The organism is Candidatus Eisenbacteria bacterium, from assembly GCA_020847735.1.
Classification (GTDB): Bacteria; Eisenbacteria; RBG-16-71-46; order RBG-16-71-46; family RBG-16-71-46; genus CAIXRL01.
Genome location: JADLBL010000009.1, coordinates 39,500 through 61,662, shown reverse-complemented (window position 1 = coordinate 61,662; position 22,163 = coordinate 39,500). Strand labels below are relative to the sequence as shown.

At 71.3% G+C, this 22,163-nt stretch carries 21 protein-coding genes; 7 read left to right on the top strand and 14 right to left on the bottom strand.

Annotated features, from left to right (window positions below; all coding sequences use genetic code 11):
• The coding region (locus tag IT347_04620) for an IS1380 family transposase (protein ID MCC6348863.1) at positions 1-1,313 on the top strand (1,313 nt) is incomplete at its 5' end.
• A gap of 699 nt (positions 1,314-2,012) precedes the next feature.
• Here IT347_04620 and IT347_04615 read toward each other — a convergent pair.
• The 7 genes from IT347_04615 to metG form a co-directional block, all read right to left on the bottom strand.
• Positions 2,013-2,522 (bottom strand): hypothetical protein, encoded by a 510-nt coding sequence (locus IT347_04615; protein ID MCC6348862.1) that lies wholly within the window; start codon positions 2,520-2,522, stop codon positions 2,013-2,015.
• Positions 2,506-2,844, bottom strand: coding sequence for a hypothetical protein (locus IT347_04610; GenBank protein ID MCC6348861.1), 339 nt, complete (start codon positions 2,842-2,844; stop codon positions 2,506-2,508). Before IT347_04610 ends, IT347_04615 begins: the two co-directional genes overlap by 17 nt.
• Position 2,845: 1 nt before the next feature.
• Complete coding sequence (locus tag IT347_04605) at positions 2,846-3,232, bottom strand: hypothetical protein (protein ID MCC6348860.1); 387 nt, start codon at positions 3,230-3,232, stop codon at positions 2,846-2,848.
• Positions 3,233-3,523: 291 nt separating this feature from the next.
• A complete protein-coding gene (locus tag IT347_04600) occupies positions 3,524-4,243 on the bottom strand; it encodes a tyrosine-type recombinase/integrase (GenBank protein MCC6348859.1) in 720 nt (239 codons plus the stop codon).
• Positions 4,244-4,528: 285 nt separating this feature from the next.
• Entirely contained in the window at positions 4,529-5,605 is a 1,077-nt protein-coding gene (locus tag IT347_04595; protein ID MCC6348858.1) for a HEAT repeat domain-containing protein, read from the bottom strand.
• Between the two features lie 63 nt (positions 5,606-5,668).
• Positions 5,669-6,433, bottom strand: a complete 765-nt coding sequence (locus tag IT347_04590) for a TatD family hydrolase (GenBank protein ID MCC6348857.1) — start codon at positions 6,431-6,433, stop codon at positions 5,669-5,671.
• A gap of 34 nt (positions 6,434-6,467) precedes the next feature.
• Entirely contained in the window at positions 6,468-8,186 is a 1,719-nt protein-coding gene (gene metG / locus IT347_04585; GenBank protein MCC6348856.1) for a methionine--tRNA ligase, read from the bottom strand.
• 118 nt (positions 8,187-8,304) lie between these two features.
• On the opposite strand from metG, the gene IT347_04580 reads away from it, so the two are divergent.
• The 4 genes from IT347_04580 to IT347_04565 are packed head-to-tail and all read left to right on the top strand — an operon-like array spanning position 8,305 to position 11,610.
• Positions 8,305-8,847, top strand: coding sequence for a sigma-70 family RNA polymerase sigma factor (locus IT347_04580; GenBank protein MCC6348855.1), 543 nt, complete (start codon positions 8,305-8,307; stop codon positions 8,845-8,847).
• A 3-nt stretch (positions 8,848-8,850) separates the two neighbouring features.
• A complete protein-coding gene (locus IT347_04575) occupies positions 8,851-9,834 on the top strand; it encodes a hypothetical protein (protein ID MCC6348854.1) in 984 nt (327 codons plus the stop codon).
• An 8-nt stretch (positions 9,835-9,842) separates the two neighbouring features.
• Positions 9,843-10,757 carry an ABC transporter ATP-binding protein gene (locus IT347_04570; protein ID MCC6348853.1) on the top strand — a complete coding sequence of 305 codons (915 nt, stop codon included), beginning with the start codon at positions 9,843-9,845 and terminating at the stop codon, positions 10,755-10,757.
• 16 nt (positions 10,758-10,773) lie between these two features.
• A complete protein-coding gene (locus tag IT347_04565; protein ID MCC6348852.1) occupies positions 10,774-11,610 on the top strand; it encodes an ABC transporter permease in 837 nt (278 codons plus the stop codon).
• Positions 11,611-11,648: 38 nt separating this feature from the next.
• On the opposite strand, the gene IT347_04560 is transcribed toward IT347_04565, so the two are convergent.
• The 7 genes from IT347_04560 to IT347_04530 form a co-directional block, all read right to left on the bottom strand.
• Positions 11,649-12,527: a stage 0 sporulation protein gene (locus tag IT347_04560; protein ID MCC6348851.1), complete on the bottom strand. Its 879-nt coding sequence runs from the start codon at positions 12,525-12,527 to the stop codon at positions 11,649-11,651.
• Positions 12,528-12,766: 239 nt separating this feature from the next.
• Positions 12,767-13,996 carry a hypothetical protein gene (locus IT347_04555; protein MCC6348850.1) on the bottom strand — a complete coding sequence of 410 codons (1,230 nt, stop codon included), beginning with the start codon at positions 13,994-13,996 and terminating at the stop codon, positions 12,767-12,769.
• Positions 13,997-14,090: 94 nt separating this feature from the next.
• Entirely contained in the window at positions 14,091-14,489 is a 399-nt protein-coding gene (locus IT347_04550; protein MCC6348849.1) for a DUF302 domain-containing protein, read from the bottom strand.
• A gap of 79 nt (positions 14,490-14,568) precedes the next feature.
• Positions 14,569-15,768, bottom strand: coding sequence for a peptidoglycan DD-metalloendopeptidase family protein (locus IT347_04545; protein ID MCC6348848.1), 1,200 nt, complete (start codon positions 15,766-15,768; stop codon positions 14,569-14,571).
• Entirely contained in the window at positions 15,765-16,622 is an 858-nt protein-coding gene (locus tag IT347_04540; GenBank protein ID MCC6348847.1) for an ABC transporter permease, read from the bottom strand. Before IT347_04540 ends, IT347_04545 begins: the two co-directional genes overlap by 4 nt.
• A 2-nt stretch (positions 16,623-16,624) precedes the next feature.
• Positions 16,625-17,308, bottom strand: a complete 684-nt coding sequence (locus tag IT347_04535; GenBank protein MCC6348846.1) for an ATP-binding cassette domain-containing protein — start codon at positions 17,306-17,308, stop codon at positions 16,625-16,627.
• 112 nt (positions 17,309-17,420) lie between these two features.
• Positions 17,421-18,872, bottom strand: coding sequence for a peptidylprolyl isomerase (locus IT347_04530; GenBank protein ID MCC6348845.1), 1,452 nt, complete (start codon positions 18,870-18,872; stop codon positions 17,421-17,423).
• 354 nt (positions 18,873-19,226) lie between these two features.
• On the opposite strand from IT347_04530, the gene IT347_04525 reads away from it, so the two are divergent.
• Positions 19,227-21,383 (top strand): histidine kinase, encoded by a 2,157-nt coding sequence (locus IT347_04525; protein ID MCC6348844.1) that lies wholly within the window; start codon positions 19,227-19,229, stop codon positions 21,381-21,383.
• Positions 21,380-22,153, top strand: coding sequence for a response regulator (locus IT347_04520; GenBank protein ID MCC6348843.1), 774 nt, complete (start codon positions 21,380-21,382; stop codon positions 22,151-22,153). The genes IT347_04525 and IT347_04520 overlap by 4 nt, the downstream gene beginning before the upstream one ends.
• Positions 22,154-22,163 lie beyond the last annotated feature (10 nt).

Genomic DNA, 22,163 nt, shown 5'->3' with positions numbered 1-22,163 from the left:
TGACCGCCCGGTTCGACCTGCCGAACGCCAGCTCGGACGGCGGTGCGGTGCTGCTGAAGGCCGCGGATCGGCGTCTCGGCCTGATCTCCCGGCTCGCGGCCGCGCTGGTGGACGAGCGGCAGCGCGGTAAGGTGCGCCACGCGCTCGCCGACCTGCTCGGTCAGCGGATCTACGGCCTCGCGCTCGGCTACGAGGACGCCAACGACGCGGCGCGACTGGCGGACGATCCGATCCACAAGCTGCTGCTCGGGCGCGATCCGCTGCGCGGTGCTGCGCTGGCGTCGCAACCGACGCTGTCGCGGTTCGAGAACGACGTCACCCGCGGCGAGCTCCTCGGCATGGGCGAGGCGCTGTTCGAGACCGTGCTCGAGCGTCACCGCCGGCGCCGTCGCAAGGTGCGCCGGATCACCGTCGATCTCGACGTCACCGACGACCCGACCCACGGCGCCCAGCAAATGGCGTTCTTCAACGGCTTCTACGACACCTGGTGCTACCTGCCGATGCTGGCGTTCCTCACCTTCGACCGCGAGAGCGAGCAGTACCTGTGCGCCGCCGCGCTGCGGCCCGGCAACGCACCGACCCACGCCGGCGCACTGACGCTGCTCACGCGCATCGTCGGCCGGCTGCAGGAGCGCTTCCCCCGCGCCCGCATCCTGGTCCGACTCGTTGGCGGCTTCGCGCACCCCGAGCTGTTCGAGTTCCTCGACACCGTCGGCGTCGACTACGTGGTCGCGATGGCCAAGAACGAGGTCCTGGAGCGCCAGGCCGAACTCGACCTGATCGCCGCCCGCGTCCTGAGCGACGTGACGGGCCGGACCGAGCATGTCTACACCGACTTCGCCTACGCCGCCGGCACCTGGCTCCGCGAGCGGCGCGTGGTCTGCAAGGCCGAGGTCGTGCGCCTCGAGGGTCGCGAGCCGCGGCTCAACCCGCGCTTCGTCGTCACCAACCTCAAGGCCAAGCCGCAGCGGATCTACGAGCGCGTCTACTGCGCCCGCGGCGACGCCGAGAACCGCATCAAGGAACTCTTCGTCGTGGCCTTCGATCGCACCAGTTGCTCGCGCTTCGCCGCCAACCAGTTCCGCGTCCTGCTCGCCGCCGCCGCGTTCGCGCTGCTGCAGGAGCTGCGGCTCGCCGCCCGCGGCACCGCGTGGGCGCGGGCGCAGGTCGCGAAGCTGCGACTCGACCTGCTCAAGATCGGCGTGCAGGTGATCGCCTCCGTGCGCCGGATCGTCCTGCGCCTGCCCGACGCGTTCCCGTTCCGGGACGGCTGGCACGCGCTGGCGTTGCACAGCGGCGCAAGTCCTGGCTGAGATCACGCGCTGTCTCCAAGCTCCGCGAACTCGAACTTCGAAAAGTGGCCCCCCGCAGGGCGGAGCCATGTCCTCGCGGGCGCCTCGCCCGAGGTCGGCGACGCGATAAGGCGACACCCAGCCTCCCGCAGGGCCTCGGTTCGCCGAAGCCCGCCGGCGTGACCGCCTTCAGGCCGTAAACAGCCTGCCCCGTCGACTTCATGAATAGGTCGGGCTAGATCGCTCAGACGCTTAAAGTACAAGCATGACTTGCCCATCTTGTGCTTTCCGAGCTTGGACAGCAGCAGCGCTTGGTCTTTCCCCTCTGCGACCAGGTACACCACAAGGTCGCGACCGCGGATTGCAAAGCCAGTAACGCAGGACTCTCCAGTTCGGCCGCTCTCGTACCTGTAACTGTACGAACCATAGCCGACAATGCTTGGCCCCCACAATGTGGGACTCTCACCCGTGACCTTCCTGAGCATGGCCATTAGGGTCTTGCAATCCGCTCTCTGCTGTTCGTCGGCGCGAGAGGCAATGTAGTCATCGACGTTACCTCCTGTAGCTTTGGTCTTTGATTCAGCCATTGCGCGACCCTCAGGTAAGTGTGACTTGTGCCGTCTAACGCTCAGCATCAGCGGCGGCGCGCAGCGCCGTCCGCTGCATGCTGTTGTTGGGTGGCCTTGGATCCTTCCTGCCCTGGCTCCAAACGTCACTTGCTCAATCAATGGCTGCCATTGAGGGTCGGTCGCGTCGTCGCACCCTTTCCACGGTCAGCGCCTTCCAGAAGACACCCATGTAGATGGCCCACCAGATGACAGACGTAACCAACCGACCCCCCACCGCAGACGTGCCTGGGGAGGCGACGGACTCAAGAAGGAAGTAGCCCTTTTCGATGGTCCACAGGGCCATCGACAGAACGAATGCCCAACGGTGACCGCGGAAGCAAGGGATGGCGAGGCCAGAGTAAATGACCGTGTTGGAGATGACCGCGATCCAGTCCATCTTCATGAGCCACGGTCCGATGAGAGCCGTAATCGCCACAGTGAGCAACCACAGCATTGCCGAGAGCTTCCGATAGGACTTGCCGATCCCGAGCGACGAATAGCCGGACACTTGTTCAGCCAGTTCAGCAGGGCTCATTCGCCAATCGAAGGTCGAGCGCCAGAAACCCTTGCGCTCTGCCTTCGGCTTGTTGCCCTCTGTCGGTGACTCATGGGGCGCGTCCATCGGATACCCCTTTCGCCGAGTGCTCCTCGGAGATGACTCCACGTAGGCGGAATGCACCAATCCAGACGAAGATCAGCGTGAGTAGGTTGACGCCGACCCAGAGGCTCTTGCTTCCCAGCTTCACGGGCAGTATCGGGTTGTAGACGATGGCGAGAACAGCGTATATCCACACCCACCGATTGTCACCGCGACTCCGAGCGCCTGCGAAGCCAAGCGCGCTCGTGAGGCAGAGGACCACCCGAAGCAGCGTGTAGTAGCCGAATGGCATCCGAAGAAGTCCGAGCCCGATGGCAAGAGTCGAAGCGATCGCCAGGATGATCATCTCACTCTGCTAAGGAAGATAGGACTCGCATGCCCAAGTAGTTCCACACCTCGCCGATGACCTCGAACTCGTCGACTATGGGCGACACGACCTTCAGGGCATCTGAGAGTGTCCCGTCTGGCTGTTCGATCGCGCTAGAAAGCTGGTTCAGGACGTACCAGTGCACCCGTTCCGCCACGATGTCGGGTGGCAACCAGTGCGGTAGATCATTCGGCAGGATCGGATGCGCGACGCCGAAGTCGTCACGAGTCCTCTGCCACGCGGCAGCGAGTCCGGCATAGGGAGTCTCTCCCTCCTTGACCGCGTTGAAGGAAACTTGCCAGTAAAGCGCTCTCGGGCCCGTGCTGTCTTGGCGCCGTGCGTCTGTGATTCTGATTTCAACCTTCATGGCTGCCCCTCCGATATTCCACGGCCGCTCGCGCAAAACCTCCCGTGACCTCCAGGACGACATCTTGGTTCATCCAGGCGGCCGTCGATGCTTGTCGCTCTGGCCGCCTAACTCCAAGTAGCCCGTTCAACATATCCGATTACCGCCACCCTCGGCGCCCATGTATCCAGCCGGATCCATCGGCCCCGCCCTGCCAACGCCGCCTTTCGCCGCCGCTTCCGCCTTCGACCGTCGCCCGGTAGTGGGATATGCGGCGAGTGTCCGCTGGGTAGCGACGGACGGTCTTCGCGTTCATTCGATGCCATCGAGCGGACTCCGCACGCCGCGGCCGCCTCGGTTCAGCGCGTGCGTGTAGATCATGGTCGTGCTCACGTCCTTGTGGCCGAGAAGCTCCTGGATCGTGCGGATGTCGTGGCCGTCCTCGAGCAGGTGGGTTGCGAACGAGTGGCGGAGGCTGTGACAGGTGGCGCGGCGGGTGAGCCGCGCCTTGAGTGCGGCCTCGCGCACGGCGCGCTGCAACACCGACTCGTGCAGATGCTGGCGGCGCCGGCGCCCGCTCGCCGTGTCCACGTAGGGCCGCGTCGCGGGAAAGACCCACTGCCACGGCCACTCCCATGCGGCGCGCGGAAGCTTGCGCTCGAGCGCTTCGGGCAGCTCGACGCTGCCGGCGCCGGCCCGCAGGTCGCGCGCGTGCAGGTCGCGAACTCCGACCAGGTGGGCCGTGAGGGGTTCGACCAGCGCGCGCGGCAATGGCGCGACCCGGTCCTTTTCGCCCATGGCGGCCGGATGTCGTTTCCCGCTGAAGAGAATGAAGCGCCGGATCCAGCCGACGTAGGCGCGCTCGGTTCGCGGGCTGTAGTGGCGGGCGCGCACCGCGGAGCGGACCCGATCGAGGAGTCGCGGGGGCGGTGCGGACGGACCCTCGCGCGCGGTTCCCGCGCGGTCGCGCAGCGCTTCGGGATACGGGGCCCGGTCGCGCTCCATCCAGCGGCCGGCCGGTGAAATCGCCATGACGAGACCTCCCCGCGGGGACGACGGGGCAGTATCGTGGGCGGCCGCGCCGAACGTCAACGCCTCGACGCGCCGGCGCCGCTCCAACGCAACCGTGTCGGCCCCTGGCCCGGACGATTCACGAAGCGCAGCGAGCGCGAAGGCCTCCGCGTGGCGGCGGTCGTCCGCGAACGCCGGCCTGACCGGCGCTCCTGCTCGCCGGAAGCGAAGCCAGAACGGACTCGCCGTCCGTCGCGCCCGCTCGATGCCGCCACGCCGGCCGACCCACGGCCGGCAGGAAGGCCGCTACGCGCTCCGACGCGCCTCGCGCCCGCCGTTGTCCAGCGCCTCGCGCGCCATCTCCCGCGCGAACGGATCCGGCGAACGCGCGACGATCTCGCAGAGCGCGTCGCGTCCCTCCGGCCCCAGCGCCGCCAGCGCATACGCCGCGTGACGCCGCGCCCACCACGCGCGGTCCGTCACCTGCTCCGTCAGCCGCTCGACCGCCGGTGTCGCGCCCAGCCGGCCCAGCGCCCATGCCGACTGTGCGCGCACCGGCCAGTCCGCATCGGCCAGCGACAGCATGAGCGCCGGAATGGACTCGCCCATGCCCAGCCGGCCCAGCGCGCGCGCCGCGGCCACCCGCGCGTCCAGCCGCTCCGAGCCAAGGCGAACCTCGATCGCCCCGCGCGCCGAGCGGCAGCGCGTCAGGCCGAGCGCGTCCACGAGCCCCACCTCGAGCGACAGCGGCAGGTCGCGCCGCTCGAGCGCCACGACCAGCAGCGCCCGGCCGCGCGGCCCGAAGGAACGCAGCAGCCCAGAAATCGTCCTCGCCGGGCGCGTCGCCAGCGAATCCGGGTGGGTGAGCAGCCAGGTCAGCGAGGCCAGGTCGCGGTGCGCCGCGAGCGCGCGGGCCGCCGCGAGGCGCATGGGCTCCGGTCCCTTCGCCAGCAAGCGCCGCAGCAGCCGGCGCGAGCGCTTCGCCGGCAACAGCCCCAGGCGCCGCGCCGCCAGCTCGCGGCGGGCGGGCGAGTCCTCGCGCCGCAGCACGTCGCGCTCGACCACCAGGTGGCGGCTGCGCGTCAGCGCGTGCGCGAGCACCCGGCGCTCGCGCGGCCGCAGCGAGCCCGCCGTCGCCTCGACCGCGCCCCAGAACGGTTCGCTCTGCGAATCGCGCGCCGCCGCGCGCAGCTCGCGCGCCGGAACGTTGCCCGCGAGCACGCCGGTCAGCAGCCGCACCAGTTCGGCCGCGCGGCCGCGGTGCTCGCGTGCCGCGCCACGGCGGGCGGCGCGGGCGAGCAGGAAGAGCAGCGCGATGGCGCAGGCGAGGACCAGGGCTCCCAGCGCCAGGTGCGGCGGGAGACCCGCGGGAAGTTCAGGCATGGTCCCCTTGTTTTCGGCGCGACCCCGGGATGCATGAAGGCCGGAATCCCCGGCCGGGACGCCTCAGCCGATCGGCAGGCGGAACAGCTCGCGCGAGTTGCGGCGCGTGATCCCGACCGCCTGCGCGGGGGTCCAGCCGCGCAGTTCGCACAGCCGCGCGACGACGCGCGTCAGCAGGCCCGGCTCGTTGCGCCTGAGCGAGCGCGGCTCGGGCTCCAGGTAGGGCGCGTCGGTCTCGAGCACCAGCATGTCCTCGGGGGCGTCGCGCACCGCCTGCTCGAGTTCGGGACGCCCGTAGGTCAGCACGCCGCCCAGCCCGAGCTTGAAGCCGATCGCCCGCGCCCGCGCGGCGGCCGCGGAGTCCTGGTCGAAGCAGTGCAGCACCCCGCCCGCGGCCGGGCGGACCTCCTCGAGGATCGCGAGCGTCTGCTCGAGCGCGCTGCGCTGGTGGATGACGACCGGCAGGCCCAGCTCGTCGGCGAGCGCGAGCTGCGCGCGGAACCAGCGCTCCTGGTCCGCATGCGGCGCGTGATCGCGATGGAAGTCGAGGCCCGTTTCTCCGATCGCGACCACACGCGCGGACCCTGCGTGCCCGCGCAGCGCCGCCAGCTCCGACAGCGGCACCCTGCCCGACTCGCCCGGATGGACGCCGACGCACACGAAGACGTTGGCGTGCTCCCGCGCCAGTTCGAACGCCTTCTCCCAGATGCCCGGACCGTAGGCGATCTCGATCAGGTGCGTGACGCCCGCGTGCCGCGCGCGGTCGAGCACGTGCACGCGGTCCTTGTCGAAGCGTTTGTCGCAGAGGTGGCAGTGCGTGTCGATCATCGGCCGGAGCCTGCCGGCCTGGCGCGCGGGGAGCTCAAGCTCCGGCGGTCTGCTTGAGGTCAATGCGCGGGAACAGGATCGTCGGCTCGCCCACCGGCCGCGGCGCGGCCGGCCCGAAGCGCGGCTTCGCCGCCTCGCCCGACACCTCGCCCGGCGTGCCCGGCAGACCGAGATTCCTCCACAGCTCCTCGCACTTGCGCGGCATCGCGGGCCACGCCCAGATCGCGGCGAGGCGCAGCGACTCGAGCAGCGCCGAGAGCGTCGTGCCGAGCTCGTCGCGGCGCGCCTCGTCCTTGCCCGCCGCCCAGGGCTTGGCGCGGTCGGTGAACTCGTTGGCGCGCTCGATCACCGTCCACGCGGCGTCGAGGGCCTCGTTGATCCGCAGCTCCTCCCACGCCTTCGGGACCTGGACCGCGGCCGCGTCGGCGGCGGCGACGAGCAGGCCGAGCGCCTCGCCCGCCAGCGGGTCGGCGAACCGTCCCGGAGCCCACTCGGAGGGCGCCTGCCCAGCGAAATGCTTGTGGATCAGGGTGGTCGTGCGGCTGGCGAGGTTGCCCAGCTTGTTCGCCAGGTGCGAGTTCACGTGCTCGACGAACTGCTCGAAGGTGAACTCGCCGTCGCGGCCGGTCGGGAACGAATCGAGCAGGAAGAAGCGCAGCGAGTCGGGGCCGAAGCGGCCGGCGATCGCGACCGGGTCGAGCACGTTGCCGGTGGACTTGGAGAGCTTCTGGTCGCCGTACTTCACGAAGCCGTGCACGTAGATCTGCCGCGGCAGCGGCACGCCGGCCGCGAGCAGCAGCGCCGGCCACAGCACGCAGTGGAAGCGGCTGATGTCCTTGCCGATGAGGTGGAACGCGTTCGTGTAGTAGGGATCCTTGGTGCCCGCCCACGCGGCGCCGGGCTTGCCCTGGCCGTCGAGGTGCTGGAACTCGTCCTGTCGCGCGGCGCCGGGACCGCCGACCTCCTTCGCGCTGGCCAGCCACCAGATCGTGGACTTGCGCTCGGGCCAGCCGAGCGCCGACAGGTAATTGAGGAGCGCGTCCGCCCAGACGTAGGCGACATGCCCCTCGCCGCCCTGCACTTCCTCGGGCAGCGGCACGCCCCACGTCAGGTTGGGGCGCGAGACCGAAATGTCCTGCAGCCCGCCCTTGATGACGTTCACCACCTCGTTGCGGCGGTAGTCCGGAATGACGAACTCCGGGTGGGCGGCGAGGTGCTTGAGCAGCGCGTCGTCGTACTCCGAGAGCCGGAAGAAGAAGTTGGACTCCTTCACCTCGCGCGGCTTCGTCAGGTGCTCGGGGCAGCGGCCCTGCTCGTCGAGGTCCTTCTCGGTCTTGAACGCCTCGCAGCCCTCGCAGTAGAGGCCCTCGTAGGATTCCTCGTACAGCACCGGCCGCCCGGTCTTCGGGCTCAGGGCGTCGTGCAGGCGGCGGAACAGCTCCTGCACGGCGAGCTCGTGGCGCTTGTCGGTGGTGCGGAAGAACTGGTCGTACTGGACGTCGAGCGCCGCCCAGGCGTGCACGAACCGCTGCGAGACCTCGTCCACGAAGGCCTGCGGCGCCTTGCCGGCCGCCTCGGCGGCCTTGGCGATCTTCTGCCCGTGCTCGTCCGTGCCGGTCAGGAACCGGGTGGCGTGCCCCTGCTGGCGGTGCCAGCGGGCGATGGCGTCCGCGAGGACCTTCTCGTACGCGTGGCCCAGGTGGGGGCTGCCGTTCACGTAGTCAATGGCGGTGGTGATGTAGAAGCGGGTCAAGGTTCGGCTCCGTCGTTGGGGAAATGCGCGGCGGAGTATAGCGGAAACGCGATTTCGCGCCGCCGGGGCCCCGAATCCGCCCGTGATAGCCGGCCGGTCCGCCCGTATCATTCCGCGCATGGCCATGCACGACGCGATGTTCGGACGGCTCTGGGCCCTGAGCCTGGCGGTGGAGGAGGACTGGGACGCGCTGTACGCGGAGCAGCTGCCGCGCGTCTACAACTTCTTCCGCTACCGGGTCGGCGACGGGCCGGTGGCGGAGGATCTGGCCTCGCTGACCTTCGAGAAGGCGTGGCGGGCCCGGCACCGGTACCGGCGGGACCTGGCGGGATTCGGGACCTGGCTGTACGCCATCGCGCGCAACGTGGCCAACGACCACTTCCGCGGGCGGCGCGTGCACGCGCCGCTCGAGGCGGCGGCCGACATGCCCGCGGGACCCACCCCGGAGGAGATCGCCGAGCGCCGCTCCGACTTCGAGCGGCTCTCGCGGCTCCTGGAGACGCTGCCGGACCGCGAACGCGACCTGGTCGCGCTCAAGTACGGCGCCGGGATGACCAATCGGGCGATCGCGAAGGCGACCGGACTGAGCGAATCCAACGTCGGCACGATCCTGCACCGCACCGTCGGGCAGCTGCGCGCCGCGTGGACGGAAAGGGAATAGACGATGGACGACCGATTCCTGAACGAGCAGCGCCGCGAACCGCGACCCGAGTTCGCCCGCTCCCTGCGGGCGCGGCTGCGCGCCGCGGAGCCCGACGAGGCCGCGCGCCCCGCGTTCCGACTGTCTTCCGCGCTCGCCGGCGCGCTGGCGCTGGCGGCGCTGGTGGCGGCGTTCACGTTCCCGGCCGTGCGGGCGACCGCCCAGCAGGTGCTCGACCTGTTCCGCGTGCGCGAGTTCGCGGTGGTACGGGTGGACGAATCGCGACTTGAACGCCTCAGGAGCGGCCAGTTCGAGCCCGAGCAACTGCTCGGCGGCGCCGTCGAGACGGTGCGCGACGCCGGTCCGCCGCGGTACTTCACGGACGTCGCCTCCGCCGGGCGCGCCGCCGGCTTCGAAGTGCGGACGCCCGCGTTCGTCGCCCCGTCGCTCACGGCCGACACGGTCGTGGTCTCGGGCGAGAGCCGCGTCCGCCTGACCGTCGCCACCCGCCCGCTGCGCGAGGCGATGGACCTGCTGGGCATCACCGACCTGCGCGTGCCCGACGGACTCGACGGCAAGGTGATCGAGGCGCGCATGCCGGCGGCCGTGGTGCAGAAGTTCCACAGCTCCGGCCGTCGCCGCGCGGCGCTGATGCAGGCCGGGAGCCCCGAGATCTCGCTGCCCGCAGGCACCGACCTGAAGCAGCTCGGCGAGATCGGCCTGCGCATCCTGGGGGTCGAACGCGGCGAGGCGCACCGGCTCGCGGGCTCGCTCGACTGGAACGGCACGCTGCTCCTGCCGGTAATGGCCTCGGCGACCCGCTTTCAGCAGGTCAGCGTCAACGGCGCGCGCGGCGTGCTGCTGCAGTCGCGCAGCACCGCCACCCCCGGCGGGTCCGACCCGGGCCCAGGCACCGTGCTGATGTGGACGCGCGACGGGCGCGTGTTCGCGCTGCTCGGCAACCTGGACGAGCTGGACATGATGCAGATGGCCGAGTCGGTGCGCTAGATTTCCGCATGGTCGTTCCGGTGGTCGAGACGCACGGGCTGCGCAGGCGGTTCGGCGCGAAGCTGGCGGTCGCGGATCTCTCCCTGTCGCTGCGGCGGGGGGAGATCTTCGGCTTCCTCGGCCCCAACGGCGCCGGCAAGACCACCTCGCTCAAGATGCTGCTCGGCCTGCTCGAGCCCAGTGGCGGCCGGGGCACGCTGCTCGGCCGGCCGATCGGTGACCGCGCCGCGCGCGCGAAGGTCGGCTTCCTGCCCGAGCACTTCCGCTTCCAGGACTGGCTCACCGGCCGCGAGCTGCTGCGGCTGCATGGCGGGCTTTACGGGCTTTCGGGTCCGGACCTCGAACGCCGCGCCGGCGCGCTGCTCGAGCGCGTGGACCTGCACGAGGCGGCGGACCGCAGGCTGCGCGAGTACAGCAAGGGCATGCTGCAGCGCGCCGGTCTGGCGGCCGCGCTGCTCAACGACCCGGAGGTCGTGTTCCTCGACGAGCCCACGTCCGGCCTCGACCCGCTCGGCCGGCTGCTGGTGCGCGATCTGATGCGCGAGCTGCGCGGGCGCGGCGTCACCGTGTTCCTCAACTCGCACCTGCTCGGCGAGGTCGAGCAGACCTGCGACCGCGTCGTGTTCCTCAAGGAGGGGCGCGTCGTGCGCGAACACGCGCTCGGCGCGGAGGACAGCGCGCTCGAAGTCGAGCTGCGCGCCGCGGGGCTCGACGCCGCGGCGCTCGCCGATCTGGCGCGCCTCGGCGAAGTGCGCGAGGAGCCGGGCGGCTGGTGCGTGCGCGTGGACGATCCGGCGCGCGTGCCCGAGATGGCGCGCGTCGTCGTCGGGCGCGGGGCGCGGCTGCACCACCTGGCCGCGCGGCGCACCTCGCTCGAGACGATGTTCCTCGAGGTGATGGGCAACGACGGGCGGCCGGGATGAGGCGGGACGCGCGGCCATGAACGGATTTCTCACCATCACCCGGCTCACGCTGCGGGAGGCCGCCCGCCGCCGGGTCCTGCTGGCCGGCCTGATCGGCGCGTGCGCGTTCCTGCTGCTGTACGCGACGGGATTCCACTTCGTGGGTCGCGAAGCCGCTCGTGAAGGGCTGCAGAACGAGCTGCAGCGCAGGCTGGTGCTCAACCTCTACACCATGGTCGGGCTCTACGCGGCGAACTTCCTGTCGGTGCTGTCGGCCGTGCTGCTGCCGATCGACACGCTGTCGGGCGAGATCGCCTCGGGCGTCCTGCAGACGATCGCGGCCAAGCCCGTTCGCCGCTCCGGGATCGTGCTCGGCAAGTGGTTCGGCTACTGGCTCGTGTGCGCGGGCTACCTGTTGCTCACGGCGGGCGGCGTGCTGGCCATTGCCCGCTTCCTGCACGGCTTCGCGCCGCCGGGCGTGCCCGCGGGCCTCTCGCTCATGCTGCTGGAGGTCACCTGCCTGGTCTCGCTTTCGATCGCGGGCGGCACGCGGCTTTCGACCGTCACGAACGGCGTGGTGGCGTTCGGACTCTACGGCCTGGCGTTCCTCGGCGGCTGGATCGAGCAGGTCGCGTCCATGACCGGCAACGTCGCGGCGCGGAACATCGGCACCGTCACGAGCCTGGTGATTCCGACCGAATCCCTGTGGCAGCTCGCCGCGCACCTCATGCAGCCCAGGATCATCGCCGAGCTGCACGTGACGCCGTTCTCGATGGGCGCGGTCCCGAGCCCTGCGATGGTCGTGTGGGCGGCCGCGTGGGCCGCGGCGCTGCTGCTGCTGGCCGTGCGCGGCTTCGCTCGGCGGCCGCTCTAGTCGCGCGGCTCGCGTCCGCCCCGCGGCGGGCGAGCCGGTTACGACTCCGCCGGCGGGCCGTCGTCGCCGCGCTTCGGTTCCTTCGCGCCGCAGTGACAGTCCCCGCACTTGTGGTAGGGGCCGGGCGGCAGGTCGTCCATGGAGATCTGGTGTTCGCCGCCCTCGTCGTCGCGGATCCAGATCCGTTCGCCGTAGGGCTCGACGCGGAACACCGTGCAGACGCCCTTGCCCGTCGCGAGCTTCGCTCCGACCGGCGGCAGCTTGGCGGCGCTGTCGCGGTACTGCGCCAGCTCGTACGACAGGCAGCACATGAGCCGGCCGCAGGCGCCGGAGATCTTGCTCGGGTTGAGCGACAGCTGCTGCTCGCGCGCCATGCGCAGCGTGACCGGATGAAAGCCCTTCATCCACGTCGAGCAGCAGAACGCGCGGCCGCACGGGCCGCAGCCGTCGAGCCGCTTCGCCTGGTCACGCACGCCGATCTGGCGCAGCTCGATGCGGGTCTGGAAGCGCGCCGCGAGATCCTTCACCAGGTCGCGGAAGTCCACGCGGCGCTCGGCGGTGAAGAAGAAGGTGATGCGGTTGCGCTTGAACGCGACCTCGACCTCGGACAGTTCCATGTCGAGCTCGCGCGCCTCGATGCGCTTGCGCGCGAACTCGAAGGCCTCGTCCTCCAGCCGGGTGTTGTGATCGTCCTGGTCGAGGTCCTCCTCCTCGGCGCGGCGGATGATCTCGCGGCTGACGTTGCGCGGCTGCTTGAGCGCGACCAGGGCCGGGTCCTTGAGGAACACTTTGCCCAGCGTCTCCCCGTGTTCGCCCTGGACGACGATGCGGTCGCCGAGCCGCAGCCACAGGTTGCGGCTGTTGAGGAAGAACTCCTTGCGCGTCCCGCGCAGGGAGACCTGGACGATGTCCGGCATGGGAAACCTCTAGGGCGGAACGGCCGTCCGCCGAAAACGCCGGCGCGGGGCCGGCGGGGAAGGCATCGGGATCGCCGCGCGCCGCCCCGGGGGTGGGCCGATCGCGCCTATCGTCAGGCCCAGCAGGTGCGGGGCTCGTGGCGGTGACGATACCCCAGACCGTTCGGGGCGCGGCAGGGTTTTCGGCCCTTCGGCGGCCCGGCGTCGTGGCCACCGGCGCCGGCTTCGCGGCGGCCGGGCTAGTAGTCCCAGCGCGCCGTGCCGTGCGCGGGCCAGCGGCCTTCGCCCATGCGGCTGCCGGCGACCCGCGACAGCGTCGAGAAGAACGTCAGGTCGGCGCTGACGTTGCCGTCAATCGAGCGCAGGGCCTCCTCCAGCACCATCAGCCGGCGGCGCACCTCCACGGCGTCGAGCCGGGCCGCCAGCGCGCGCAGCTCCTGTTCGCGGTCGGCGAACGCGAGCAGGTCGCCCCCCGCGCCGTAGCGCACGCGCAGCACGTCGCGCAGCCACAGCAGGTGGTATTCGATGGCGCGGCGCATCTCCTCGCGGCCCGTGCGGCCGAAGTTCATGAACCTTTGCACGGCCTGCCACATGCCGGGCGCGTCCCCGCTCAGCGCGGGCGCGAGCAGCGCGATCGCCGCGTCGCGCCGCTTGAGCGCCTCGCCGCCTCGCAGCGCGAGCGCTCGCCCGGGCGAACCGCCCGCGAGCGCCGCGAGCACGCGCGCCTCGCGCTCGGGAACGCCGGCGCGCCCGGTCAGGAAGCGCAGCACGAGCGCCTCGGAGAGCGGGGCGAAGCGCACCCGCTGGCAGCGCGAGCGAATCGTCGCGGGCACGCGCGCGGGCCGGGCGGTGGTCAGCACCCAGACCGTCGTCGCGGCCGGCTCCTCGATGGACTTGAGCAATGCCGAATACTGGTCTTCGCGCATGCGGTCGCAATCACGCACGACCACCACCCGGCGCGCGGCTTCGTAGGGCCGGAAGGCCAGCTCGCGCTGCAGTTCGCGCGTCTGCGAGAGGCGGATGGACGCCGCCTTGTCGTACTGGAACGTGAAGAGCGGGTCGTCGCGCATCTGCTGCAGCGTCTCGCCGACGGTCTCGTCGGCGTCGCTTTCTCCGCCGGGTCCCGAGATGGGAAAGAGCAGCTTGAGGTCCACGTGCAGGAGTCGCGCGGTCTTCGTGCACGAGGCGCACTCGTCGCACGCGTCGTCGCCGGCCGGCCCGGGGGGCGGGGCGGGCGCATCGCCGAACAGCGAAGGTTCGGCCTGCCCGCGCTGCGTGAACGTCGCAGCGCCCGGCACCCGCTCGCAGAGCGCGGCGCGCGCGAAGGCGATCGCCGCCGTGCCCTTGCCGACGCCGGCGGGCCCGTGAAAGAGGTAGGCGTTGGCGTAGCGCTGCCGCGCCACGATGCCGCGCAGGAACGCCGTGACCTCGGGCTGTCCGAGAAGCTGCGAGAGCGTGACGGTGGCCATGGCGTTCCGGGCGCGAAGGAGGTGGCGGGACTGGTTGCGGTTGCGCGGCGCGGTGAGGTTAGCAGACCCGGGGCGCGCGGGGCGGAGGGCCGCGTCAGTCGAGCTTTTCGAGCACCGCGTGCAGCCGCTCGCTGACCTCGCCGGCGACCTGCTGCACCACGGGATTCGCCACGACCTGCGACATCACCCGGGGCTCCATCGCCGCGACGACCCGGTGGTCGCCCTCGTCCCAGACGACGACGTTGCACGGCAGCAGCACGCCGACGTGCGGTTCGGCGGCGAGCACCTGGTGCGCGAACGGCGGGTTGCAGGCGCCGAGAATCCTGTACGGCCGCACCTCGAGGTCGAGCTTCTTCTTGAGCGTGGCCTTGACGTCAATCTCGGTGAGCACGCCGAAGCCCTGCTCGGCGAGCAGCTCGGTGACGCGCGCGATGGCGTCGTCGAAGCCGCGCTTCGTGGTGACCTGGAAGGCGTAGGTGCCGATGGTCTGCATGGGAGAAGCTCCTCTCGTCCTGGTGGCGGCCCCGCGGGGAACGTAGCCCACTCCCGGCCGCGCGGCACGCGCGGCGCTCCTACCTCAGCCAGGTCTGCGGATTCTGCGGCGCGGAGCCCTTGCGGACCTCGAAATGCAGGATCGGGCCCTTGAGCGAGCCGGCGTCGCCGACGCGGCCGATGGTCGTGCCCGGGAGCACCTCCTGGCCGCTCGAGACCAGCACGGCGTCGAGGTGCCCGTAGACGGTGTAGTACCCGTCGCCGTGGTTCAGCACGATCATGCCGCCCATGCCCTCGTAGTCGTCGTTCGCGAAGTCCACGCGGCCCTTCGCCACCGCCTGGACCGCGGTGCCGATGGGCGCGGCGATGTCGATTCCGTCGTTGCGGATCTGGGTTCCGAACCGCGGGTGCGTCTCGATCCCGAACTGCCCGACGATGCTGCCGCGCACGGGCCACTCGAGCTGGCCGATGCCCTTCGCGAAATCGCCGCTGTACGGCTGCGGGTTGCGGCCCTCGGAGCGCGCCTTCTCGGCCTCCTCGCGCCGGCGGCGCTCGAGGGTCGCGAGCAGCGACTGGATGCGCTTCGCGGTGCGTTCCAGTTCGGCGGCGGCGGCCTCGTACGACTGCCGCTCCGACTGGATGCTCTTCACGGTGCCCGCCTTCTCGGTGCGCAGCGAGGCGAGCTTGCTCGACTCCTGGCTCGTGCGCTTCTGGTTGACCTGCACCTCGCTCAGGTTGCTCTCGAGCCGGTGCTGGTTCGCCTCGACCTGCTCCTTCTGGTCGCGCACGTCCTCGAGCAGGATGCGGTCCTGCTCGGCGACCATGTTGAGGAAGTCCCAGCGCGTCAGCAGCTGGGCGAACGAGCCGGTCGAGAGCAGGTATTCCAGCTCGCGCGCCGGCCCGGTCATGTACATGCCGCGCAGCCGCGCGCGCAGGCGGGCGCGCTGCACCTCGAGCGTCGCGATGCTGCGCTCGAGATTGGCGCGCGTCACTTCGAGCTGCGAGCCGAGCGCCTGGTGGCGGCGCTGCAGTTTGCGCAGGCGGTTGCGCGACAGCGACAGCTCGCGCTCGGTGCGGCGCAGGTCGCCGATCGCCCGCGTCTCGCGGGGCTTGAGCGCGGCCGCGGCCTTGCGCTTCTCGGCCGCCTGGCGGCGGATCTCGTCCAACTCCTGCTTCTTCGCGGTCTCGAGGCTGTCCTGGGCGCCGACGCGAGCGGCCGGCGCCAGCGCGCCCAGCGCGAGCGCCGCGAGCAGCAGGGCCGGGGCCGCGCGCACCTTCATGCGCCCGACGACCGCAGCACGCGCGCGAGCGCGATGGCCGAGACGGCCCAGGTCAGCAGCAGCGAGCCGCCGAGGAACGCCCCGGACCAGAGCGGCGGCAGGAACACCAGCCCCTCGATCCGCGGTGCGAGCACCTGCTGGAGCGCGAAGATCAACCCGAGCGCGACCAGCGAAGCGAGCAGCGTCTGCAGCAGCGCCTCGAGCAGGAAGGGTGTGGCGACGAAGCGGTCGCTGGCGCCGAGCCGGGACATGATCTCGACCTGCTGGCGGCGCGCGAGCACCGTGAGGCGCAGGGTGTTGTGCAGGACGAAGACGATCGCCAGCGCCACCAGCAGGCCGACGGCGAGAGCGGCGTTGCGCGCGCCCGCGTCCACCGCGTCGAGGCGCCGCACCCACTCGCCGCCGAAGCGGACGGCCTCGACGCCGGGCATCGCTCCGATCTGCTTCGCGCTCGCGTCCATCGAGACGAAGTTCTGCAGTTCGGGCTTGAGCTTGACGCGCAGCGAGGCGGGAAGCGGGTTGGTGTCCACCGCGCGCAGCAGATCGGCGTCGCCGACCTGCTGCGAGAACTCGTCCCAGGCCTGCTGGCGGCTCACGTAGGTCGCGGCGCCGAACAGCTCACCGATCTTTTCCTGCAGGGCCTGGACGTCGGCGTCGGTGGTCTCGTCCTTGAGGTACACGACCATTTCGCGCCGGTCGCCGATCGCGCGCAGCGCCTGGCTGGCGTTCCAGCTGACGAGCAGGAACAGCGCGCTCAGCGTGAGCGCGGCGGTGAGCGAGAAGACGGTCGTCAGCGCGAGGCCGCGGTGGGCCTTGAAGGAGCGCCAGGCTTCACGGAAGTAGAACGCGTGCACGGTCAGGCTCCCTGCGGCGCGCTGGCGGGGGCCGCGCCCTCGTACAGCCGCCCCTCGACGAGCGTGAGCCGCCGCCCGCCGACGGCCTCGGCGACCTCGGGCCGCGTCGTGCCGATGATGAGCGCCGCGCCCTCGCCGTGGACGCGCTTGAGCAGCTCGAGCACCTCGTTCGTGCTGCGCGGCTCGAGCGCGCCGGTCGGCTCGTCGGCGAGGATCAGCGCCGGCCGGTTGACGATCGCGCGCGCGATGGCGCAGCGCTGGCGCTCGCCGAACGACAGCTCGGGCGGCAGCGCCGTCTGCTTGTCGTGCAGGCCCACCTCCTGCAGCGCCCGCAGCGTGCGCGGGAGGACCTCGCTGTCGCGGAAGTGACCGTCAATGCGCACCGCGAGCGCGACGTTCTCGAACACGCTGCGGTCGGCGAGCAGCCGGAAGTCCTCGTAGACGACGCCGAGCTTGCGGCGCAGCAGCGCGCGGTGGCCGCGCGAGAGGCGGCCGCGGAACGTGCCGACGGTCACCTCGCCGGAGGTCGGCTGCGTCTCGTGGGTGATGAGGCGCAGCAGCGTCGTCTTGCCGGCCGCGCTGTGGCCGAGAACGCACACCAGCTCGCCCTCGTCCATGCGCCAGGACACGTCCTCGAGCGCGAGGCGCTCTCCATAGCGCTTGGTCACGTGCTCGAACGCGATCATCGAGCCTCCCTGCCGGGCGATGCCCTTCCGTGGGCCCGCGGTGATGGACTCCGTTCCGCCTTCACCCGGACGCGCCGCGAGGCGGACCGGGCGACCACGAACGGCCGGAACGTCAGAACGAACGGTATTCGATTTGCGCCCTGGCCCGAAGCTGCTTGAGCCAGGCTTCGTACTTCTCGCGGAACTGCACCTGCGCGACCGCGTCGGGCAGGTCGCTCTTCACTTCCTCGAGCGTGTACTCGCGCTCGGGGCGGCGATCGGAGACCTTGAAGATGTTGAAGCCGGACTGGTTCGGCAGCACCTCGCTGACCTGCCCGACCTCGAGCGAATCGAGGCCTTCGCGGATCTGCGGCTGCAGCGATCCCAGCGACACGAAGCCGACGTCGCCCTCGGGGCTCGCCGGTCCGTCGTACGAACTGTAGCGCCGCACCAGGGTCGCGAAGTTGGTGCCCCTGGCGGCCTCGTCGCGCACGCGGTCGGCGAGCGCCTTCGCCTTCGCGACGTCCTCGGGTGTCGGCGTGACGCGGATGACGATGTGCCGGGCGTGCGCCTCGAGCTCGGGCTTGCCGTCCGCGCCGATCGAGTCGCGGCCGCTTTCGGTCTTGACCGTATCGCGCTCGAGCACCTCGATCAGGTGCCAGCCGTAGGGCGAGCGGACGGGCTGGCTGAGCTGGTGCAGGGGCGCGCTGAAGGCCACGTCCTCGAACGCCTTTTCCATGCGGCCGTGCGTGAAGAAGCCCACGTCTCCGCCGGCGTCCTTCGATCCCGGATCGTCCGAGACCTCGGCCGCGACCTTGGCGAACTTCTCGCCCGCGACGATGCGCCTGCGCGCGGCGAGCGCCTTCGCGCGGCCGGCGGCGACGGCCGCCGAGTCGGGCTCGGGCGTGATCTGGATCACGGACAGCCGCATCTCGGCGGGAACCTTCGGGAACTTGTCCTTGTGCGCGGCGAAGTAGGCTTCGGCCTCGGTCTGCGGCACGGGACGGCGCGGGAACTGCTTCTCGACCAGGCGCCGGACCATGAGCTGACGGCGCAGCTCGCCGCGGTACTTCTCGCGCAGCTGGGCCTCGGTCGTGTTCTCGCGCTTGAGCTGCTCGCGGTAGGCGGCCTCGCCGCCGAGCCTCTCCTTGGCGTCCGCGATCGCCTGGTCAATCTGCTTTTCGATCTCCGCGTCGCTCGCGGTCATGCCCTGGCGCTTCGCCTCGGCGAGCAGCAGCTTCTCGTCGATCAACTGGTCGAGGATCTGGCGCCGCAGCGTGTCCAGTTGCGCCGGGTCGGGGCGGGCGTTCGCGCGCTGCAGGTAAAGGTAGAGCTGCTCCTCGACGTCGCTCGCGAGCACCGCCTCGTCGTTGACCATCGCGGCGATGGCGTCGAGGGCGTCGTCCTTGTCGGAGTCCGCGGCCGAGGTCGGCGCGGCCGCCGGGCTCTGCTTCGCGGCGGTGGCGGCGGCGGGCGGCGCGGATGCGGGCTTCGGGGCGGCCGGCTTGCTCGTGGCGGCGGCCGCCATGCAGGCGGCGAACGTGAGCGGAATCGCCAGGGCGGCCGCGCGTCGTGCGAACGTCAAAGGAAACCTCCGGAGTGGTGGTCGGCGCGCCGGGGGAACGGCCGATGCGCCGGGAAACGGGCATGCCGCGACCGGCGGGAGTGTCTCCGGCGGGTGGTCGCAAGCGGCGCGCAGTATAGCCACTCCCCCGGTCGCGGCGAACCGAAATAGCCCCGCGCGCGGGACCGCATTCCACGGACGCCCCGCACCTTTGCGCTTCTTGAACATGACGCTCGGCAGGCGCGCTCCCGCGCTCGTCGGCGCCGCCGGTCGCGCGTGCGCGCCGCTGGGGCATCCTCACCGTTCGGCGGGCAGGGTGCGCGGCCCTCCGGAACGTTCTGTCGGCGCACGACCACCTGTGCGAAGGTGCCCCGCGTGACTTCCGACGCCCCGACGCGGCGCGTGCTGGCGGTGGCGGCCCTGTGCGTCGCCGTCGCGCTGGCGCTGCCCCGCTTCCTCACCCACACGCCGTACCAGCGGCTCGGCGCCTACGTCTCGAAGGGTGTCGTCGAGCGCGTCATCGGGCCTCCCGCCCGGGGCCTGCTGCGCGAGGGCGACGTGCTGGTGCGGGTGGACTCGCTCGACCTGCGCGAGCCCGCGGCGCGCGACACGCTGCGCGCGCGCGGCATGCCGCCGGGGCCGTTCCGGCTGGTCGTCGCGCGCGGCGGCGCGCTCGTGCCGATGATCGTGCCGCCCGTGCAGATGAACACCTGGGAACGGCTGCGCGTCTACTGGTACCCGATCTTCGCCGTGATCGCGGCGCCGCTGGTGGCGTTCCTGCTCGTCTGGCGGCGGCCGGATCTCGCGACCGCCTGGGTGTTCCTGTGGTTCTCGATCCTGCAGGGGCTTGGTGTCATGTGGTCGCTCTACCAGTACCCGCAGGTCGAGCTGACGCCGCCCTTCCGCGCCTATCTGCGCGCCTACGAGTGGATCGCGTGGCTCTACCCGGCGGCGTTCGTCCACTTCATGAGCGTGTTCCCGCGCCCCCGCTGGCGGCCGGGGCGCCGTGTGCGCAGCGCGTGGTTCTGGATCACGGTCGCCGCCTACGTCGCCCCGCTGGTGCTGTGGCTGGCGTTCGCGCCCAGGGGCGCGAGCCCGTCGGAGGCCGTCTACAACTGGTACCAGGCCATCGCGCTCGCCTTCGGCGTCCTGTCCATGGTCGAGCGCTACGCGCGCTCGGGACCGCTCTGGCACCCGGCCGCGCACCAGCGGGTGCTGGCGATGGTCGCGGGCTTCGCGGTGCTCTCGAGCGCGGCGCTCAACGTCGTCGCGACCGACCCGCGCGTGTTCGCGCTCCTGCCGCTGCCGATGCAGCGCGGCCTGTACACGACCGAGCTGATCGCCTGGCTGTCGGCGCCGTTCGTGTTCGCGTACCTGATCGCCGACGACCCGATCTTCGATCCGCGCCGGCTGGTCGCCGACGGCCTGCCGTACGCGCTGCTCTCGGGCGTGCTCGCGGCCATCTACCTGGGCGTGGTGTTTCTCGGCCAGCGGCTGTTCTCGAACGTGACGGGCGAGCAGACGCTGGTCTTCAGCGTGGTCGCCGCGCTCGTGCTGGCGTTCGCGTTCGCGCCGCTGCGGACGCGGCTGCAGCGCGCCATTGACCGGCTCTACGGCCGCGACCCGCGCGGGCTGCACCGCGCCTTCGACGACGCCGGCCGCGACCTGCTGTCGGCGCTCGACCGCGACGAGGTGCGCGAGGCGGTCGAGATCGGCCTCGCGCGCGGCCTGCGCCGCAAGGTGGAGATCGTCTGGCCGGCCGAGGGCACGCCGCGGCTGGCGGACCCCGAGGCCGCGCCCGATTACGCGCGCAGCGAGCTGGCGACGCTGCTGCGCCAGGCCGGAATCCGGCTCGACAACCTGCGCCTCGCCGAGGCGCGCGCGACGGCCGAGCGCAGCGCGGTCGAGCTGAAGGAAGCGGCGACGCGCGCCGAGCTGCGCGCGCTGCAGGCGCAGGTGCAGCCGCACTTCCTGTTCAACGCGCTCAACGCCCTGGCCTATCTCATCGAGACCGATCCGGCGGCCGCGCAGCGCTTCAGCGAACGGCTCGCCGACATGCTGCGCTACACCGTCGAGGCCGGAAAGCGGCCGGCGGCGCTGCTCTCGGACGAGATCGCGTTCGTCGAGGACTACCTCGGCGTCGCGCGCGAGCGCTACGAGAACCCGCTCGAGTTCCGCTACACCGGCGATCCGGCGATGCTCTCGACGGCGGTTCCGCCGCTGCTGCTGCAACCGCTCGTCGAGAACAGCCTCAAGCACGGCATCACCCCGACCGGCGCGCCGCTGCACCTGACGCTGAGCGCCGCCCGCAGGGACGGGTGGATCGAACTCGAGTTCGCCGACGACGGCGAACCGCACGGCAACGGCGGCCCCAGCCTCGGAACCGGCCTCGAGAACCTCGAACAACGCGTGCGCCGTTTCGCCGGGAACGAAGCGAGCGTGACCTCGGGCCCGCGACGCGGAAAGGGCGAAGCCGGCTCCGGCTTCGCGGTCCGCGTGCGCTGGCTCGCCAGCCAGGAGGAACCACGGTGACCCACAACGACACGTTGCGCGTGATCATCGCCGACGACGAGCCGCGCGCGCGGCAGTTCCTCGAGAAGCTGCTGAACGAGCACGAGGGCGTCCAGGTCGTCGGCGTGGCGAAGAACGGCGCCGAGGCGCTGGCGGTGGTCGCGAAGACGCGGCCCGACGTCGCGTTCCTCGACATCCACATGCCGGACCTTTCCGGGCTCGAAGTGGCCCGGCACCTGAAGGGCGAGACCGCGCCGATCGTGGTGTTCGTGACCGCCTACGACCAGCACGCCGTCGAGGCGTTCGAGATCGCGGCGCTGGACTACGTCCTCAAGCCGATCCGCCGCGAACGGCTGGGCGAGACCGTCCAGCGCGTGCGCGCCGAACGCGAAGGCGGCGCGCGGCGCGGCAACGGAGCGGCGGTGCGCGAGGCGCTCGCGAGCGAGTCGCTGCCGCAGTCCGCGCGGACGCTCCATCGCCTGCCGGTGCGGCACCGGCGGGAGGTCAAGCTGCTGGACCTCGCCGACGTGCCGCTGGTGGTCTCGCGCGACCGGTTGGTGCTCGCGCGCAGCGAGGGCCGGGAATACCTGGTGGACTACACGCTGCAGGAGCTCGAGACGCGCCTGCCCGCGGGCCAGTTCGTGCGCGCCCATCGCGGCGCGCTGGTCAACGTGCAGGCCATCGAGAGCTACGGTTCGGAGGACGGCGTGCTGGTGCTGCGCCTGAAGGACGGCAGCCGCGTCGAAGCCAGCGAGCGCCGCGCCGCCGAGGTGCGCAGGAAGCTGCGCTAACAGCGGCCGG

Bases quoted from the DNA above. Each gene is read 5' to 3' on its own strand.
- IT347_04615 (MCC6348862.1), bottom strand. From the start codon at position 2,522: ATGGACGCGCCCCATGAGTCACCGACAGAGGGCAACAAGCCGAAGGCA.
- IT347_04610 (MCC6348861.1), bottom strand. From the start codon at position 2,844: ATGATCATCCTGGCGATCGCTTCGACTCTTGCCATCGGGCTCGGACTT.
- IT347_04605 (MCC6348860.1), bottom strand. From the start codon at position 3,232: ATGAAGGTTGAAATCAGAATCACAGACGCACGGCGCCAAGACAGCACG.
- IT347_04600 (MCC6348859.1), bottom strand. From the start codon at position 4,243: ATGGCGATTTCACCGGCCGGCCGCTGGATGGAGCGCGACCGGGCCCCG.
- IT347_04595 (MCC6348858.1), bottom strand. From the start codon at position 5,605: ATGCCTGAACTTCCCGCGGGTCTCCCGCCGCACCTGGCGCTGGGAGCC.
- IT347_04590 (MCC6348857.1), bottom strand. From the start codon at position 6,433: ATGATCGACACGCACTGCCACCTCTGCGACAAACGCTTCGACAAGGAC.
- IT347_04580 (MCC6348855.1), top strand. From the start codon at position 8,305: ATGGCCATGCACGACGCGATGTTCGGACGGCTCTGGGCCCTGAGCCTG.
- IT347_04575 (MCC6348854.1), top strand. From the start codon at position 8,851: ATGGACGACCGATTCCTGAACGAGCAGCGCCGCGAACCGCGACCCGAG.
- IT347_04570 (MCC6348853.1), top strand. From the start codon at position 9,843: ATGGTCGTTCCGGTGGTCGAGACGCACGGGCTGCGCAGGCGGTTCGGC.
- IT347_04565 (MCC6348852.1), top strand. From the start codon at position 10,774: ATGAACGGATTTCTCACCATCACCCGGCTCACGCTGCGGGAGGCCGCC.
- IT347_04560 (MCC6348851.1), bottom strand. From the start codon at position 12,527: ATGCCGGACATCGTCCAGGTCTCCCTGCGCGGGACGCGCAAGGAGTTC.
- IT347_04555 (MCC6348850.1), bottom strand. From the start codon at position 13,996: ATGGCCACCGTCACGCTCTCGCAGCTTCTCGGACAGCCCGAGGTCACG.
- IT347_04550 (MCC6348849.1), bottom strand. From the start codon at position 14,489: ATGCAGACCATCGGCACCTACGCCTTCCAGGTCACCACGAAGCGCGGC.
- IT347_04545 (MCC6348848.1), bottom strand. From the start codon at position 15,768: ATGAAGGTGCGCGCGGCCCCGGCCCTGCTGCTCGCGGCGCTCGCGCTG.
- IT347_04535 (MCC6348846.1), bottom strand. From the start codon at position 17,308: ATGATCGCGTTCGAGCACGTGACCAAGCGCTATGGAGAGCGCCTCGCG.